15 protein-coding genes and 1 pseudogene are annotated in these 16606 nt (G+C 50.8%); 9 read left to right on the top strand and 7 right to left on the bottom strand.

Features of this window, described 5'->3' with window-relative positions:
• The first annotated feature begins 5 nt into the window (after positions 1–5).
• The 3 genes from EPIR_RS09910 (at position 6) to rnd (ending at position 3717) form a co-directional block, all read left to right on the top strand.
• The gene (locus EPIR_RS09910) at positions 6–596 is read left to right on the top strand and encodes a Slp family lipoprotein (protein ID WP_023655252.1); all 591 of its coding nucleotides are present in this window, start codon (positions 6–8) and stop codon (positions 594–596) included.
• 205 nt (positions 597–801) lie between these two features.
• Positions 802–2487, top strand: coding sequence for a long-chain-fatty-acid--CoA ligase FadD (fadD, locus tag EPIR_RS09905; protein WP_157037527.1), 1686 nt, complete (start codon positions 802–804; stop codon positions 2485–2487).
• Positions 2488–2607: 120 nt separating this feature from the next.
• On the top strand, positions 2608–3717 hold the full coding sequence (gene rnd / locus EPIR_RS09900) for a ribonuclease D (protein WP_023655250.1): 1110 nt from the start codon (positions 2608–2610) through the stop codon (positions 3715–3717).
• 51 nt (positions 3718–3768) lie between these two features.
• On the opposite strand, the gene minE is transcribed toward rnd, so the two are convergent.
• The 3 genes from minE to minC are packed head-to-tail and all read right to left on the bottom strand — an operon-like array spanning position 3769 to position 5597.
• On the bottom strand, positions 3769–4044 hold the full coding sequence (gene minE, locus EPIR_RS09895; RefSeq protein WP_023655249.1) for a cell division topological specificity factor MinE: 276 nt from the start codon (positions 4042–4044) through the stop codon (positions 3769–3771).
• Between the two features lie 3 nt (positions 4045–4047).
• Entirely contained in the window at positions 4048–4860 is an 813-nt protein-coding gene (gene minD / locus EPIR_RS09890) for a septum site-determining protein MinD (RefSeq protein ID WP_023655248.1), read from the bottom strand.
• Between the two features lie 41 nt (positions 4861–4901).
• Positions 4902–5597 (bottom strand): septum site-determining protein MinC, encoded by a 696-nt coding sequence (gene minC, locus EPIR_RS09885; RefSeq protein WP_023655247.1) that lies wholly within the window; start codon positions 5595–5597, stop codon positions 4902–4904.
• Positions 5598–5749: 152 nt separating this feature from the next.
• Between minC and EPIR_RS09880 the strand changes: the two genes are divergently transcribed.
• From EPIR_RS09880 to EPIR_RS09870, 3 genes are all read left to right on the top strand, one after another.
• Entirely contained in the window at positions 5750–6025 is a 276-nt protein-coding gene (locus EPIR_RS09880; protein ID WP_023655245.1) for a YcgL domain-containing protein, read from the top strand.
• 147 nt (positions 6026–6172) lie between these two features.
• Entirely contained in the window at positions 6173–6832 is a 660-nt protein-coding gene (locus tag EPIR_RS09875) for a fumarylacetoacetate hydrolase family protein (RefSeq protein ID WP_023655244.1), read from the top strand.
• A gap of 64 nt (positions 6833–6896) precedes the next feature.
• The gene (locus EPIR_RS09870; RefSeq protein ID WP_023655243.1) at positions 6897–7346 is read left to right on the top strand and encodes a YcgN family cysteine cluster protein; all 450 of its coding nucleotides are present in this window, start codon (positions 6897–6899) and stop codon (positions 7344–7346) included.
• 89 nt (positions 7347–7435) lie between these two features.
• On the opposite strand, the gene dsbB is transcribed toward EPIR_RS09870, so the two are convergent.
• Entirely contained in the window at positions 7436–7966 is a 531-nt protein-coding gene (gene dsbB, locus EPIR_RS09865; RefSeq protein WP_023655242.1) for a disulfide bond formation protein DsbB, read from the bottom strand.
• A 305-nt stretch (positions 7967–8271) separates the two neighbouring features.
• Here dsbB and fadR point away from each other — a divergent pair, with 305 nt between their 5' ends.
• The gene (fadR, locus tag EPIR_RS09860; RefSeq protein ID WP_023655240.1) at positions 8272–8988 is read left to right on the top strand and encodes a fatty acid metabolism transcriptional regulator FadR; all 717 of its coding nucleotides are present in this window, start codon (positions 8272–8274) and stop codon (positions 8986–8988) included.
• Between the two features lie 45 nt (positions 8989–9033).
• On the opposite strand, the gene EPIR_RS09855 is transcribed toward fadR, so the two are convergent.
• Positions 9034–10569, bottom strand: a complete 1536-nt coding sequence (locus EPIR_RS09855) for a SpoVR family protein (protein WP_023655239.1) — start codon at positions 10567–10569, stop codon at positions 9034–9036.
• Between the two features lie 511 nt (positions 10570–11080).
• Between EPIR_RS09855 and EPIR_RS09850 the strand changes: the two genes are divergently transcribed.
• Entirely contained in the window at positions 11081–12382 is a 1302-nt protein-coding gene (locus EPIR_RS09850; RefSeq protein ID WP_023655238.1) for a D-amino acid dehydrogenase, read from the top strand.
• Between the two features lie 29 nt (positions 12383–12411).
• Positions 12412–13483 (top strand): annotated as a pseudogene (dadX, locus tag EPIR_RS09845) (catabolic alanine racemase DadX).
• A gap of 1 nt (position 13484) precedes the next feature.
• On the opposite strand, the gene EPIR_RS09840 reads toward dadX, so the two are convergent.
• Positions 13485–14675, bottom strand: coding sequence for a multidrug effflux MFS transporter (locus EPIR_RS09840; RefSeq protein WP_023655236.1), 1191 nt, complete (start codon positions 14673–14675; stop codon positions 13485–13487).
• 162 nt (positions 14676–14837) lie between these two features.
• Positions 14838–16307, bottom strand: coding sequence for an undecaprenyl-phosphate galactose phosphotransferase WbaP (gene wbaP, locus EPIR_RS09835; protein ID WP_023655235.1), 1470 nt, complete (start codon positions 16305–16307; stop codon positions 14838–14840).
• Between the last annotated feature and the right edge of the window lie 299 nt (positions 16308–16606).

Raw genomic sequence — 16606 nt, 5'->3', positions numbered from 1 at the left:
ATCATATGCGTACAACAAAGTTTTGGCAGTTCAGTGGCTTGTTATTTATTTCGCTGCTGTTAAGCGGGTGCATATCGGTGCCGAATTCGATTAAAGGCAACTCTGCAACCCCACAACAGGATCTGGTGCGTGTGCTTAGCGCACCCCAGCTTTTCATGGGTCAGGAATCGCGCTTCGGTGGTAAAGTCATTAAGGTGGTTAACAGCAACGGCAAGACTCGTCTGGAAATTGCTGCCATGCCGCTGGATGAAGGTGCCACACCGATCCTCGGCGCGCCGTCCATTGGACGTATCTATGCAGATGTGAAGGGATTTATTGACCCGGTAGACTTTAATGATCAGATGGTCACCGTGGTTGGCCCCATCAGCGGCGTTGAAAAAGGAAAAATCGGCGAGGCTCAGTACAGCTTTGTGGTGATTAGCGTCACCGGCTATCAGCGCTGGCACCGTAGCCAGCAGATTATTTCGCCTGCACCTATTGACCCCTGGATTTGGTATGGCCCCGGCTACGGCCATCACCGTGGTGGTTACTGGGGGCCTGCTCCCTGGGGCTATAACCCAGGGCCGGCACGAGTACAGACTATTCTAACTGAATAACTGAACCCGATCCGATGAATATCACTGCATATCCGCACGATGGGATATGCAGTTTTTATTTTGTTGAGTAAAAATTTTAGTGATGGACTTCGCAACCCCGTAAGCGGGTACGGGGCAAGCTGGTATGCTGAGTTAAAATAATGTTAACAGATGCTGGCTAGTTGAGACTGTCATGATGACAAATATTAAGTTTCGAGGTACTTCCTTGCATAAGGTTTGGTTAAATCGTTATCCCCCCAATGTACCGCCAGAGATCAGTCCCGATCGCTACGGCTCGTTAATCGACTTGTTTGAACATGCCGTACTGCGTTATGCCGGGCAAGCGGCGTTTATTAATATGGGGCAAAGCCTCTCATTTCAGCAATTAGACACCCGCAGTCGGGCATTTGCGGCCTACCTGCAACAGGGGCTGGGTTTGCAGAAGGGCGACCGCGTTGCACTAATGATGCCTAATCTGTTGCAGTACCCGATAGCCCTGTTTGGCGTGTTGCGGGCGGGTATGATTGTCGTTAATGTTAATCCGCTTTATACCCCACGAGAACTGGAGCATCAGCTGAAGGACAGCGGTGCCAAAGCCATCGTCATCGTTGCCAACTTTGCCCATACGCTGGAAACGGTGGTAGATAATACCGAAGTGAAACACGTGATCCTGACCCATCTTGGCGACCAGCTGTCGATGATCAAAGGAACGTTGGTCAACTTTGTGGTTAAACATATAAAGAAAATGGTGCCAGCGTATCATCTGCCTGGGGCGATATCTTTTCGTCAGGTTCTGCAATCCGGGTTGCAAATGAACTATGTCAAACCGCATATTGTCAACGACGACTTGGCGTTCCTGCAATACACCGGGGGAACAACGGGCGTTGCGAAAGGGGCCATGCTGACTCATCGTAATATGCAGGCCAACCTTGAACAAACCAAAGCGACCTATGGTTCACTGCTGAAAGCGGGTGAGGAAACTGTGGTTACCGCACTGCCGCTTTACCACATATTTGCTCTGACCGTGAACTGTCTGCTGTTTATTGAATTGGGTGGAGCAAACCTGCTCATCACCAATCCGCGCGACATCCCGGGCTTGGTCAAAGAATTGGGCAAATATCCTTTCACCGCTATCACCGGCGTCAACACCCTGTTTAACGCGTTACTAAACGATGAGGCTTTTAGTCGGCTTGATTTCTCCTCGCTCAGTCTTTCAGCCGGTGGCGGCATGGCAATTCAAAAAGCGGTGGCGGAGCGCTGGGAGAAATTAACCGGTCACTATTTGCTGGAAGGCTATGGAATGACGGAGTGTTCGCCGCTGGTTTCGGTCAACCCTTATGATATTGAGCGCCACAATGGCAGCATCGGTTTACCGGTGCCTTCTACTGATATCATGCTGGTCGATGATGCCGGAAATGAAACGGCCCCGGGAGAGCCGGGTGAGCTGTGTATCAAAGGCCCACAGGTCATGTTGGGATATTGGCAGCGTCCGGATGCAACAGATGAAGTGTTAAAAAATGGATGGCTTCGTAGTGGCGATATTGTTACCGTTGACGAAGAGGGCTTCCTGCGCATTGTCGACCGTAAAAAAGATATGATTCTGGTCTCTGGTTTCAATGTTTATCCTAATGAAATTGAAGACGTACTGATGCTACATGCGAAAGTCGGTGAGGCGGCAGCCATCGGTATTCCTGGTGACGCAGCCGGGGAAACGGTAAAAATATACGTCGTGAAGAAAGACGCTTCGCTGACCGCAGATGAACTGATTGCCCACTGTAAAAAACATTTGACAGGATACAAAATCCCCAAAATTGTTGAGTTCCGCGCAGAATTGCCGAAAACTAACGTGGGTAAAATCCTGCGGCGTCAACTGCGTGAAGAAGCCATCAACTTAGCGCAGCCGTCAAGCTGATGGCTCAAGATATCCGTCTTGATATACCATGCCGGGCTGCCGGCATCTTTTCTAAGCACTTACCATTAACCACGGCTGCTTTCTGGCCGGTGGCGAGAGAATGTTAATTTGAATTACACCATGATCACCACGAATGCCGCGTTGTCCGAAGTTTGCCAGCGCGCACGTCAGGTGTCGGCACTGGCGCTGGACACTGAATTCGTACGTACCCGCACTTACTATCCTCGCCTGGGGCTGATTCAGCTGTACGATGGTGAAACTATCTCCTTAATTGATCCACTCCCCATTACCGACTGGACCCCATTCAGCGATCTCCTTCAGGACCAAAAGGTCATCAAGTACCTGCATGCCGGCAGTGAAGATTTAGAAGTGTTCAGTCATGAGTTTGGTGTGCTGCCTCAGCCGATGATTGATACGCAAATCCTGGCCGCGTTTAGCGGGCGTCCACTATCCTGCGGCTTTGCTACCGTCGTTGAGTCTTTTACCGGGGTCGCCCTGGATAAGAGTGAGTCACGCACCGACTGGCTGGCTCGCCCATTAAGTGAAAAGCAGTGCCAGTATGCAGCGGCAGACGTGTTCTATTTACTGCCGATTGCCGGCAAGCTGGTGGCTGAAGCTGAATCGGTAGGTCAGATGGACGCAGCGCTTGATGAGTGCCGTCTGCTCTGTCAGCGTCGCACCACCATAACAGACCCACAGGAAGCCTACCGGGAGATCACCAATGCCTGGCAGCTGCGTCCCCGTCAGCTGGCTGCATTACGCCTGATGGCCGCATGGCGGCTGGAAATGGCGCGAGAAAAAGATATGGCGGTTAATTTTGTCGTGCGTGAAGAAAACCTGTGGAAGGTTGCGCGCTTTATGCCCGGTTCACTTGGGGAGCTGGATCATTTAGGGTTATCAGGGCAGGAAATTCGTTTTCACGGCAAAGTGCTGTTGGCGAAGGTTGCCGAGGCTGAAGCACTAAGTGAAGAGCAGTTACCGCAACCGGTAGCCAATCTTATCGACTATCCGCAGTATAAGCAGGTATTTAAAAGCCTGAAAGGTCTGGTTGCTGAAGCGGCGGAAAAGCATGGCGTGAGCCAGGAGCTGCTGGCGTCCAGGCGTCAGATTAATCAGCTACTAAGCTGGCACTGGCAGCTGAAACCTCAACTGGCTAAACCTGAACTGGTCGATGGCTGGCGTGGGGAACTGCTGGGTTCAGGTATCGCAGAGATTCTCGCGGCACACTGACTCAACGAAATTTCCCCTGCAAGGCAGGGGAAGATCATGAGCAGGAAGAGATCATTTATGGACTTCTTCCGCTTCTGTTTCTGGCAGCGTAACGTTCAGCTCCAGAATAGAGATGTCGTCATCTTTCTGATCCAGCTTAACGCTCAGCATCTCTGGATCAATTTTTACGTATTTACAAATCACTTCCAAAATATCCCTTTTCAGCTGTGGCAGATAGTGGGGCTCACAGTCACCCCTCCTGCGTTCCGCCACAATAATCTGTAGCCGTTCCTTGGCTATATTGGCTGTGCTCTTTTTACGGGATAAAAAGAAATCGAGTAAGGCCATGGTTTATCCCCCAAACAGGCGTTTCAGGAAACCCTTCTTCTCTTCTTCAATGAAGCGGAAGGGACGTTCTTCTCCAAGAAGACGGTCGACGGTATCAGAATAGGCTTTACCTGCATCTGATTCAGCATCAAGGATCACCGGCTCACCTTGGTTTGATGCGCGTAGTACCGACTGGTCTTCCGGAATAACACCGGCCAGAGGAATACGCAGTATTTCCAGCACGTCTTCCATGCTGAGCATGTCACCACGATTAACGCGCCCCGGGTTGTAACGGGTCAGTAGCAGATGCTCTTTGATCGCATCCTGCCCCTTTTCTGCCCGACGAGACTTGGAAGAGAGAATGCCTAGAATACGGTCAGAGTCACGCACGGAAGAGACTTCCGGGTTGGTGGTGATAATGGCTTCATCAGCGAAGTACAGCGCCATCAGTGCACCGGTTTCGATGCCTGCCGGGGAGTCGCAGACGATGAAGTCAAACTCCATCTTATTAAGATCGTCTAACACTTTTTCTACGCCATCGCGAGTCAAGGCATCTTTGTCACGAGTTTGTGAAGCAGGCAGGATAAAAAGATTCTCGGTGCGTTTGTCTTTGATCAGCGCCTGATTCAGCGTGGCGTCACCTTGAATGACGTTAACAAAATCATAGACGACGCGGCGCTCACAGCCCATGATAAGATCAAGATTACGCAGACCGATATCGAAATCGATAACAACGGTCTTTTTACCTTTCTGAGCAAGACCGGTTGCGATGGCCGCGCTGGACGTAGTTTTACCCACGCCTCCCTTACCCGATGTAACAACAATTATGCGTACCATAAAGTGATTTCCTTAAAAAAGAAAAAGCTGGTGAGCATGGCTCAGTTCAGTGTCTGTATTGTCAATGCGCCATCTTCAAGACAAAGACGCGACGCTTTTCCGAAAAATTCTGCCGGGATCTGATCCATAATCCAGTAATTCCCGGCAATAGATACCAGCTCTGCGGATAGGCTGGTACAAAAAATTTGACAGCTCTTATCACCGTTTGCTCCTGCGAGCGCACGTCCACGCATCATCCCATAGATATGGATGTTGCCGTCGGCAATCAGTTCAGCACCGGCACTGACACTGCTGGTAATGATCAGATCGCCATCTTTAGCGTAAATTTGCTGGCCGGAACGTACCGGAGTAGAAATAATCCGCGTTTTTGTGAGCGCTGGTGCAGGCAAAGCAGCGGCAGCAGGAGGTGTGTTGACCGTTTTTTTATGCTCTTTGCCTTCATTCAGCACGGGCAAGCCAGACCGTGTGATGATGTATTTTAACTGCTCATCTTTACAGCCGCTAACGCCAACGATAAGCAGGCCGGTCTCCAGTATAGCCTGCTGCATTTGCCGCCAGTTCACCTCGCGGCTCAGGGCGGCAACATTGATGACAACCGGTGCATTTTTGAGAAAAGCAGGTGCCTGGCTGACCTTTTCCTCAAGTGCTTTTCGCACGATGGCAGGATCGGCGTGATGTAAATGAATAACCGACAGCGTAAAACTGCTGCCTTTCAACTCGATTGGCGATTGTGACATCTGTCCCGCTCTGTCCTGTTATTTCTCATCACGGATAAATTTTGCCGCTAACGGCGCCCCATCCGGACAGGTAATATTAAGAAGTTCTGCAAGCATGTTATAGTTACTGTTATATTCAGGCAAGCCACCATCTGGTTAATTCGAGTAAAAACATGTTTTGTGTGATCTACAGAAGTCCCCAGCGCGACCAAACCTATCTTTATGTTGAAAAAAAGGACGATTTCTCGCGCGTACCTGAAGCCCTTCTTAAAGGGTTCGGCAAACCTAAGCTGGCGATGATACTGCCGCTGGACGGCAGCAAAAAGCTGGTGGGTGCCGACATAGAAAAAGTGAAAACGGCTTTGCGGGAAGACGGGTTTTATTTGCAGCTGCCACCACCGCTGGAAAGTCTGCTTAAGATACATCTTAGTGATGCCACAAAAGATTAATCAGCCATTTTCAGCAAACTATTTCCCCGCCGGTTAATAACTGCGTTTGTTCATTTCGACATTTCCCGGCGGATATCGCAATGAGTTGACTCGGGCAGGGGAAAATCCTGAGGGGTTGCTCAAACATCAATCAGACAGGGGAACAGCATGTATCAGCACCATAACTGGCAAGGCGCACTGTTGGATTTTCCGGTAAGCAAGGTGGTATGCGTCGGCAGTAATTATGCGCAACATATTAAAGAGATGGGCAGTGCCACTCCGGCTGAGCCAGTACTGTTTATTAAACCGGAAACGGCAATTTGCGATCTCCGCCAGCCACTGTCCATTCCACAAGGCCTTGGTGCTGTGCACCATGAAATCGAACTGGCGGTGCTGATTGGATCGACGCTCAAACAGGCCACTGAGCAGCATGTTGCGCAGGCGATAGCGGGTTATGGCGTGGCGCTCGACCTCACGCTCCGTGACGTGCAGGCCGGATGCAAACAGGCCGGACAGCCGTGGGAAAAAGCCAAAGGATTTGATAACTCTTGTCCGCTGTCGGGCTTTATACCGGCCAGCGAGTTTACTGACGATCCCCAAAGCGTAAAGCTACAGCTGAAGGTCAACGCAGATGTTCGTCAGCAGGGCAGTACCGCCGATATGATCCACAAGATCCTGCCGCTTATTGCCTATATGAGCCGCTATTTCACCTTGCGAGCCGGGGATGTCATCCTTACCGGTACGCCGGAGGGCGTTGGCCCTCTGCTGTCTGGTGATAAACTGGAGCTTTCATTAGGCAATCGCAGCCTTTCAACCCGCGTGCTGTAAGGCTTGCATCTTAGGCCCAAACCCCTTATAAGGTGCGGGTTTTTAAATTTTACCGGATGCTAACATGACTGATAAGCCGTTCTGGCAACATAAAACGCTGGAGAAAATGAGCGACGAGGAATGGGAGTCGTTATGTGATGGTTGTGGTCAGTGTTGTCTGAATAAGTTGCAGGACGCCGATACGGATGAGGTCTACTTCACCAATGTGGCCTGTAATCAGCTCAATATTAAGACCTGCCAATGCCGTCACTATGAGCAGCGATTCGAATTAGAAGAAGATTGCATTAAGCTCACCCGTGAAAATTTACCAACTTTCCAGTGGTTACCGCCAAGCTGTGCTTATCGCGTCCTCGCCGAGGGCAAGACCCTGCCGCCCTGGCATCCCTTGCGCAGCGGCTCGCGTGCTGCCATGCACGCTGCACGGATTTCCGTGCGTCATATCGCCGTGCATGAAAGTGAAGTTGTCGATTGGGAAGAGCATATTATCAACCGCCCACGCTGGTACGGGAAATAATCCTGCTTCTTGATGTGACGTCCGTAAAGCGGAACCTGTCTGATTTTTTCCTCGTAGCAGGGGCCGGTCATTGCGGCCCCTGCTGTCATTTATCGCGAGAACAGGTCGCGTTTTTTCGTCACAAATGGTTGTGCAATCAGTATCAGGGCCGCTACCAGCAGGTAGGCTGCGAATATTCCTGCCATCCACTGCGGCATAGAAAGCGTGAGGAATGACCAGGATTTTACTGCGCAGTCGCCACTGGCAACAAATACCGAAGGTAACCATTTATCCAGTGGCAACCAGGATGGGAAGCGTGCGGCAAAATCACAGGTGACGAAGGGAGAAGGGTGAAGCTGCATCATGGTGTGTTCCCATGAAAGACGCAGACCTTCCCAGGCACTGTATAACCAGATCAAAACAGCAACCCAGCGTAGTGGCGTTTTTGGCGCAATGGCACCAACGATGCCCGCTCCCATGACGCCAAACAAGGCGCAGCGCTCATAAATACACATTACGCAGGGAGGGAGCTGCATAACGTGTTGAAAAAAGAGCGCGCTCATTTCCAGAGCAAAAGCAGTTAGTGCTAACAAAAGCCAAGCTCCCCGGCCTTTAGAACAGCGATTAAGGTATCTCAACATGAGTCAGTCCGTTAATTAAGAGGCATTTATTCGGCAGTTTAAACCAAAAGCGGCGGCGTGCCATCCCGCATCGGATAAATTTAAGTCGGAAAATACCTTAATTAAATTCATAACAGAATCCATGCCCGGCTTATTTCGTTATCAGTGACATGATTCTTGAGAAAGGTCGCTATGCAGAAACAGATAAAATATCTGAATTTTGTCAGCGATCGCCTTTTGGCCGCATGGCTGGTTAGGTGATGCCGGGGGCCTCTGTTATGATGAGCGCAATTTTCAGGTTATAAACGTAACGGAAATAAAACGCTATGGTCATTAAGGCGCAGAGCCCGGCAGGTTTCGCGGAAGAGTACATTATCGAAAGTATCTGGAACAGTCGCTTCCCTCCGGGATCGATTCTGCCCGCAGAACGTGAACTCTCCGAACTGATAGGTGTTACCCGGACAACGTTGCGCGAAGTTCTGCAACGACTCGCGCGTGACGGCTGGTTGACTATACAACACGGCAAGCCAACGAAAGTGAACAACTTCTGGGAAACGTCCGGGTTAAGCATCCTTGAGACACTGGCACGCCTTGACCATGACAGCGTGCCGCAGCTGATCGATAATTTGCTCTCCGTGCGCACCAATATCTCTTCAATCTTTATACGGCGTGCTATCCGAACCCATCCTGAAAAAGCGCGTGAGGTGCTGGAAACGGCAAGCGAGGTTGAGGATCATGCTGAAGCTTATACCCATCTCGACTACAGCATTTTTCGCGGGCTGGCATTTGCTTCCGGCAATCCCATTTATGGCCTGATCCTTAACGGGCTGAAAGGGCTGTATACCCGGGTTGGTCGTCACTACTTCTCGAATCCCGAGGCGCGTCGCCTTGCTCAAGGTTTTTATCAGCAGCTACTGCATATACTGCACACTAAACAGTACGAACAGATCGTTGACAGCGTTCGTGACTACGGCCGCCGTAGCGGTGAAATCTGGCATGGCATGCAGATCAGTATGCCTGCCGAATTGCCCCCGTCCCGCTGATATGCCTGTGAGGTGAGTAGAGACACTCACCTCACAGAGCTGATATTAAGTTGTGCCGGGCCGGGGTGGGCAGCGATCGAGGCTCTCAAGGTTGCCATCCTCATTCTGTTGTTCAAGTTTAATATCAAAGCCCCAAAGTCGATGCACGTGTTTCAGCACCTCGCGTCGACTGTTGTCCAGAGGCGCGCGCTTTTGAGGGACATAGCGCAGTGTCAAAGAACGGTCACCGCGTAAATCCACGTCATATACCTGAATATTAGGCTCCAGATTACTCAAATTATACTGAGCAGACAGCTGCTGGCGAATTGCGCGGTAACCTGCCTCATCATGAATGGCGGAAATTTCCAGGTAATTATTACGGTCGTCATCCATTACGGTAAACAGGCGCAGGTCACGCATCACTTTTGGCGACAGGAACTGACTGATGAAACTTTCATCTTTAAATTCACGCATGGCGAAGTGCAGGGTATCCAGCCAGTCTGAACCAGCAATATCAGGGAACCAGTGGCGATCTTCTTCAGTAGGCTGCTGACAGATACGCTTAATATCCTGAAACATGGCGAAACCCAGTGCATAAGGATTAATGCCGTTATACCACTGACTGTTATAGGGAGGCTGGAATATCACGTTGGTATGGCTATGCAAAAACTCCAGCATAAAGCGCTCGGTCACTTTCCCTTCATCATAAAGATGGTTAAGGATCGTGTAATGCCAGAATGTCGCCCATCCCTCATTCATAACCTGAGTCTGCTTTTGCGGATAGAAATATTGGCTAACTTTTCTGACAATGCGCAAGCATTCCCGCTGCCACGGCTCCAGCAGGGGAGCATTTTTCTCGAGGAAATAAAGCAGGTTTTCCTGCGGCTCGGCGGGATAACGCGTGCTGGCATGATGGGCTTCTTCATGCTCACGGCGAGGCAGGGTGCGCCACAGCATATTGACCTGACTTTGCAGGTACTCCTCACGGCTTTGCTGACGCGCCTTCTCTTCCTGTAGTGAAATTTTTTGTGGACGTTTATAGCGGTCAACGCCGTAATTCATCAGTGCGTGACAGGAATCAAGCAGACGTTCAACCTGCTCGATGCCATACCGCTCCTCACACTGGGTGATGTAATTACGGGCGAAGATAAGATAGTCAACAATTGAACTGGCATCAGTCCAGCTGCGGAACAGATAATTGTTTTTAAAGAAGGAGTTATGACCGTAACAGGCGTGTGCTATGACCAGCGCCTGCATCGTCATGGTGTTTTCTTCCATCAGATAAGCGATACAGGGATTAGAATTGATCACGATCTCATACGCCAGACCCTGCTGCCCATGTTTATAGCGCTGCTCAGTTTCAATGAATTTCTTGCCGAAGGACCAATGGGCATAATTTATTGGCATGCCAACGCTGGAATAGGCATCCATCATTTGTTCAGAGGTGATCAATTCGATCTGATGGGGGTAGGTTTCCAGCCGGTAGGACTTTGCTACGCGGTCGATCTCTTTAAGGTAGACCTCAAGCAATTCAAAGGTCCAGTCTGGTCCGTCATTGAGGCGTTGATTGTCCTTAACAGGAAGGTCAAAAATCGTAGTCATAGCGCACCCCTTTTTTACAAACCTGGACCGGCAGGCAGGAAACGGTCCGTTTGCAGATCGACCTGCCAGCCCGAAATTGCAGCGCTGACTCAGTCCTGAAGTAAACCCAATGTCTCAAGATTAGTTCAATGTCTCTTATCCCTCGCGTGAAAACAATGGAATTTTCGATAAAAAATACAACAGGGAGATAAAAAAGAGTGTCGAATAAGGTTAAAGGCCATATCGGTATCATTTTTCAGGATAATATCCTGTCCTATTGGTTAATTTTAATTTTAGAGAGAATATGCTGGCGCTTGCGCATATATGCTTTTTATAAGATATTACATGCTAAAAAACCTATAAATTAAGTATTTATGACTAAACTCGTTGGCCATTATTGTATTTATCTGGCTTTCAGGTGAAAAATAATCAAAAAATGTCAGCTATTTCGAACGTTTCACTTCGGTGCATTTATCCATTTCCAAGTGATAATTTCAGCAGATTATTCTATTTTCAACCTGATGAGGTCGGTATGCGTGTTGTCATTCTGGGTAGTGGAGTGGTTGGCGTTGCAAGCGCCTGGTATCTGGCTCAGGCCGGTCATGAGGTGACGGTGATTGATCGTCAGCCCGCCCCGGCGCTGGAAACCAGTGCGGGAAACGCCGGACAAATATCACCCGGCTATGCGGCTCCGTGGGCCGCACCCGGCGTGCCGCTTAAAGCCGTTAAGTGGATGTTTCAGCGCCATGCACCATTAGCTATACGTCTCGATGGCAGCCGTTACCAGCTGGAATGGATGTGGCAGATGCTACGAAACTGCGATATGCATCACTATCAGCAAAATAAAAGTCGTATGGTGCGCATTGCCGAGTACAGTCGCGATTGCCTTAAAGCGCTACGCCAGCAGACGGGTATTGCCTATGAAGGCCGTCAGGGAGGAACGCTGCAACTGTTCCGTACCGCCCAGCAATTCGAGAGCGCCGCCAAAGACATCGCCGTATTACGCGAAGCGGGTGTTCCTTACGAGCTACTTGAAGCGGCGCAGCTGATCCATGCGGAGCCTGCGCTGGGCGCTACGCAGCACAAGCTGACAGGAGGGCTACGCTTACCTAACGATGAAACCGGTGACTGCCAGCTCTTTACTCAACGCCTGGCAGAAATGGCGGCCGCCGCAGGGGTTAACTTTCGTTTCAATACTCCGGTTGATGGGCTGTTGCAGGACGCCAACCAAATCTGCGGCGTACAATGCGGCAGCGAACGGGTGACCGCAGACGCCTATGTAGTGGCGTTAGGTTCATTCTCAACGGCGTTACTTAATCATATTGTTAAACTTCCGGTCTATCCACTGAAGGGCTACTCGCTGACCATCCCGATTAAAGATGAAAAATCGGCGCCTCTGTCAACCGTGCTTGATGAAACCTACAAAGTGGCCATTACCCGTTTCGATAACCGTATTCGCGTGGGAGGCATGGCGGAAATTGTCGGCTTTAATACGCAGCTGTTGCCTGCACGCCGTAAAACGTTGGAAATGGTCGTTCGCGATCTCTATCCACACGGGGGAGATATCGAACGGGCAACGTTCTGGAGCGGATTGCGCCCGATGACCCCGGATGGCACGCCTGTTGTTGGTCGTACCCCATTGAAAAACCTGTACCTTAATACCGGTCATGGTACTCTTGGCTGGACAATGGCCTGCGGTTCAGGTCAGCTGCTGGCCGACATCATCTCCGGGCGTACTCCGGCTATTTCTGCTGACGATCTGTCGGTTATGCGTTATCTGCCTGGCTTTTATCCGGCTCCTGCACGCACGCTGCACAGTGCCAATGTTCGTTAACTCATCGCTAAATTCTACAAGGAAAGGGTATGTCTCGTCCGATTGTCGCAACGATTAACCGCGCCGCGTTGCGGCAAAACCTGGCAATAGCGCGCCAGGCTGCTGGCGGCTCACGCCTGTGGTCGGTGGTCAAAGCTAACGCTTATGGTCATGGTCTTGACCGCGTATGGCAGAGTCTGGCTGAAACCGATGGTTTTGCCTTGCTCAACCTTGAAGAGGCGATACTACTGCGCGAGCGTGGCTGGAAAAAACCCATTCTTTTACTGGAAGGTTTTTTTCACCCGACCGATCTGGAGATCCTCGACCGTTATCGTCTGACAACCAGCGTGCACAGCAACTGGCAGATTAACGCGTTGTCACAGGCAAAGCTCTCGGCTCCGTTAGATATTTATCTTAAAATGAACAGCGGTATGAACCGGCTTGGTTTCCAGCCTGACCAAGTCAATAACGTCTGGAAGAAGCTGCGTTCGCTGGAAAATGTTGGCGAGCTGACGCTGATGGCCCACTTTGCCGGCGCAGAGAGTGCGGAGGGCGTTGCCGAACCGCTGAAGCGTATTGAACGGGCAGCCGAAGGGCTTGAATGCCCCCGTTCGCTGGCTAACTCTGCCGCCACGCTATGGCATCCACAGACGCATTATGACTGGGTTCGTCCCGGTATTATCCTGTATGGCGCTTCCCCCAGCGGAAAGTGGCAAGATATTGCCGGTACTGGCTTGCAGCCTGTCATGACGCTCACCAGTGAAATTATCGGCGTTCAGCAGCTCGTTGCTGGTTCCGGTGTGGGCTATGGCAGCCGCTATCGCGCGAGGCGGCAGTCAGCGCATTGGCGTGGTGGCGTGCGGCTATGCCGATGGCTATCCGCGTCATGCTCCCACCGGAACGCCTATCAGGGTTGATGGGGAAATGACTCATGTCGTGGGGGCGGTTTCGATGGATATGATTACGGTTGATTTGACACCATGCCCGCAGGCGGGCATTGGCAGTCAGGTTGAGCTGTGGGGAAACAGCGTCAAAATCGATGATGTGGCGGCGGCATCCGGCACCGTGGGTTACGAGCTGATGTGCGCGCTCGCCCAGAGGGTGCCGGTGCAGACAGAGTAAGCTAGAGTGCGGTCAGCGTACCGCGCACTGAGTGGCTCATTCGCCAGGCGAGCAACGCCAACAGCGCCCCGATGACCATCATCAGCCCCAGGGCTGATTTTTCCGCCACGGGAAGTGCCATCGCTATCAAACCCGCCGATGCACCTCCCGCCATTTGAATACATCCCGCCAGTGCGGAAGCGACACCTGCCTGTTGTTGGTATGGCTCAAGAGCATAACTCGTGGCCGGGCCGACGATAAATGCCAGACCGGCCACGGCGATAGCAACCGGCAGCATATAAAGCAGCCAATGTGTCTGCCAGCTTCCCGGTAACAGGATAACTCCAGCCATCAAGACGACGGCCCCCAACACCATCGCCACGGCCCCCGTAGCCAGGCAGAATGGGCGGCCCACACGACGAATAATCTTATTGACCAGCACGCTGACCAGCATGATCCAGAAGCCATTTGCGCCAAAAACCATCGAGAATTGCAGGGCGCTGAGCTGACCTTCAGTCATCAGCACATGTGGTGCCAGCGAGACATAGGTCAGTACCATGCCGAGCGCTCCCGCATTAGCAAAGGCAAAAGCCAGAAATCGTGGCTGCCGCAGTATCTTCCCGTACTGGGCTAATGGCAGACCCTTAACTTTTTGCGTATCAAATGGGCGCGTTTCCGGCAGGAAGAGGGCAATCATAATGCCGATAAACACGGCGTAGGCCCCCAGGAACCAGAAATTGGCACGCCAACCAAACGCATCAGCCATAAAACCACCCAGCATCGGTGCCAGTGCAGGGACGATATTCAACGCCCCATTGAGGAAACCATAGGCACGAGCCGCATCGTCACCGTCAAGACGATCGCGGACGCCGCTGAACGCAACCACGGCGGTGCAGCACACGGCACAACCCTGAATAATGCGGGCACAAAGGAATTGAGGCCAGCCGCTGGCAGTCGCTGCCAGCACGCTTCCGGCAACGTAAAGCAGCAGGCCAATCAGTGCGATCGGTTTGCGACCGAAATTATCGACCAGTGGGCCAGCAATGATTTGCCCCAGGCCCATTACCAGCAGGAAAAGAGGAATGGTGGTCTGGATCGTGGTAACGGGCGTGTTCAGTCCGAGGGCGATATCGGGCAGCGTGGGCAGATAGAGATCGATTCCCAACGGGGCAAGCAGGATCAGGCTGAGCAGTAGCAGGGTAAACTTTCGCATAACAGAGGTTGTGTCCGGATTAAAGCAAGCCAGACAGGGTAGAGTTAACTGACGAAAAAGAAAAGCGGGAATTTTGGAACCTGCCTGAAGATGGCGACGGTGATACCCAATATTAAGGCACCACCATCACCATCACCATCGCCAGCAGTGAGCAAGGGTAATTTAATAAGCTCCGTCGCGTTGCAGCACCACGCCGACGGTTTTAAATAAAATGGCAATATCGGTCCACAACGCCCAGTTTTTGACATACCAGGAATCGAAATAGACGCGAGTATCGTAGTCGATGTCGTTGCGCCCGCTCACCTGCCATAGCCCGGTCATACCCGGCTTCGCCATCAAATAATAATCGACATCTCCGGCATAGCGCTCAAGCTCGGCTTCAATAACCGGACGTGGCCCCACCAGACTCATGTTTCCGCGGATCACATTCCACAGCTGTGGCAACTCATCCAGGCTGGTTTTGCGCATCAGCGCGCCGATTTTCGTGACGCGAGGATCGTTTTTCAGCTTGAAGTCTTTATCCCATTCATTACGAGCGGCTTCATCCGTAGCCAGCAGTTTTTTCAGAACTTCCGGTGAATTGATCACCATTGAGCGAAACTTCAGGCATTTGAATTTCTTACCCTGCTGCCCAATGCGTTCATGGCCATATATCGGGTTGCCGCCATCACGGCTGACCAACCAACAAATCACCCCGAAGACCGGGGCAAGAAAGAGCAGCAGCAGAGAGGCGACCACGATGTCGAAGGTACGCTTCAGGAAGCGCGATGAGCGTTTAGCCAGATTATTACTGACGCGCAGCAACATCACTTCATGGCTGAAGACAAACGACATGTCTGTGCCATACAGCGGTACGCCACGTAATGTGGGAACCACGGAAACTGAGCGGCATTTCTTACTGGAAAGCAGCTTTAGCCATTGATCGCGCATGGCACGCTGTTCGTTTTCAACCGCCACAATAAACTGGGTGTTATTAAGGTCAACCGTTTCCCAGAGAATATCCTGGTGGCCGATCACCGGAATACCGTTAAAACTGTTCTCGGTAACCATGCTGTCTGCCGGTGCGACAAACGCCTTGACGTCATACCCGAGCAGCTCTTCACTTTGCAACGCGGCGAAAGCCTCGTGGGCATTTCTGCCACAGCCAATAATAATGGTATGCTTCTGCCAATGGCCCGTTTTCAGAATGGTATTTTTGACGCAGGAACGCAGAAGCGGCACGAGGATCAGTGCATACAGCCAGGTGAAGCTCCATAGCGTGCGTGAGAAATCCCATTTGGAAAACGCAATCAGTGCCAGATCTAATAAAGAAAAGATGACGAGTGTTTTAATAATCTCTTTTAATTCAAACCAAAAAGGTTTTCTATAAGTATAGTGCCGTAGTCGCATCCAGAACCAGGAAGTACATAATATGGACATGGCCGCTTGAGCAATAAATCGAACTTCTATTTGCTGGGCTGGAATAAATATATCCAGTTCGCCCCAAATTCCTTGTACGGTTGCTACGGAGAGAAAAAGGGCTAAATTGATTGAGAATAAATCAGATAAACTTAGCGCGACTTTGGCAATAACATTTTTTTGCAAGCCGCTTAATGTTCGTCGACTATCTTTGATTACCAGAGTACTTGTCATATTGTCTGCTCTCTTTGATGAGTGAACAACAGGCTGCGTAAGAAAACTTCCTACCCGGAAGCCGATATATTAAACCCTCAGGTTGGTGAACCTGTCTGGATTTGCTCTTTTTTCTAGAGGTCTTAAGATGAATAAAGCTAAAATAACCGGCTACTTCACGGTATCGTACATTTTATAGAGGGCAGTATGCAGTAATGGGTGGTTTTCGTTAATACGGGAAATTCCTAAAAGAACATAATAATTCAATTATAGATAAATCTCATTTTAATAAAAGAGTCGGTGTATTAAAAAAAATGAAA

Origin of the sequence: Erwinia piriflorinigrans CFBP 5888 (genome assembly GCF_001050515.1) — a bacterium.
GTDB lineage: Bacteria > Pseudomonadota > Gammaproteobacteria > Enterobacterales > Enterobacteriaceae > Erwinia > Erwinia piriflorinigrans.
Note: the sequence above shows the minus strand (reverse complement) of the source record. Positions and strands in the feature narration are given on the sequence as shown.